Source organism: Paenibacillus sp. IHBB 3054, assembly GCF_051594305.1.
Taxonomy (GTDB): domain Bacteria; phylum Bacillota; class Bacilli; order Paenibacillales; family Paenibacillaceae; genus Paenibacillus_AQ.
Map to the genome: position 1 here is coordinate 1 of NZ_JBOFBG010000119.1, position 1,137 is coordinate 1,137.

At 62.4% G+C, this 1,137-nt stretch carries 1 protein-coding gene; it reads left to right on the forward strand.

The features are described from left to right. Positions 1-34: 34 nt before the first annotated feature. Positions 35-1,137 (forward strand): condensation domain-containing protein (locus ACQ76X_RS35945; RefSeq protein ID WP_438498672.1); only part of this gene is annotated, 1,103 nt, incomplete at its 3' end.

Consider the following 1,137-nt stretch of genomic DNA (forward strand, 5'->3'; position numbering starts at 1 on the left):
CCTGGACGTAATCGACTTGTGCGGGGAGACGGCCGTGGACACGCGGATTGCGGCGGAAGCCGACCGGCTGCAGCAGGGGCTGAACCTGGAGCAAGGGCCGCTGCTGCGCCTGGGGCTGATGAAGACCGGCGAGGGCGATCATCTGCTGATCGTCATCCACCATCTGGTGGTGGACGGGGTATCATGGCGGATCCTGTTCGAAGATGTGCAGACCGGTTATGAGCAGGCAGAGCGGGGCGAGGAGATCCGCTTGCCAGAGAAGACGGATGCGTTCCAGACGTGGTCGGAGGCCCTGGCGCGCTATGCGGACAGTGAGGAACAGCTGCGTGAAATCGCGTATTGGAAGCGAATCGAGGAGATGCCGGCTGCGGCGCTGCCGGCGGACGAAGGACCCCTGAAAGCGGAGCGAACCGGCGGAGCGGTGAGCATCCGGCTGTCGCGGGAAGAGACGACGCAGCTGTTGAACCAGTCGAATCGGGCGTACTACACGGAAATCAACGACATTCTGCTGACGGGGCTCGGCCTGGCGCTGCGGGAATGGACCGGTGAGGATCGGTTTGTCGTGGACCTGGAAGGGCATGGCCGGGAAGAGATCGGGGAAGCGGTGGATGTGAGCCGAACGGTCGGCTGGTTTACGACGGTCGTGCCGACACTGCTTGACCTGGGGTCATGCGAGACGTTGCCGGGCTGCATCAAGAGGGTGAAGGAAGGGCTGCGGAGCGTGCCGAACAAAGGGCTCGGGTATGGCGTGCTGAAGTATATGACAGCCGCGGAGCACAAACGGGAGTTGAACTTCAACCTTCGCCCGGAGATCTGCTTCAACTACTTGGGGCAGTTCGACCGGGACGTGACCACCGGCGTATTCGAAACGTCGGCGTACGGGACGGGCAGCAGCATCGACCCGAACCTCCCCGGAGAGTACAAGCTGAGTCTGAACGGGATGGTGATTGGCGGGGAGCTCGTGTTTACGTGCGACTATGCGGCAGACGCGTACCGGAGGGAAACGGTGGAAGGCTGGATGGCGTGTTATGCGGAACAGCTTCGCAGACTGATTGCCCACTGCACGGGGCAGGCGCACAGCGAGAAGACCGCGAGCGATTTCCGTTTGGCGGATTTGGAGCCGCAAGAAGTGAGAGA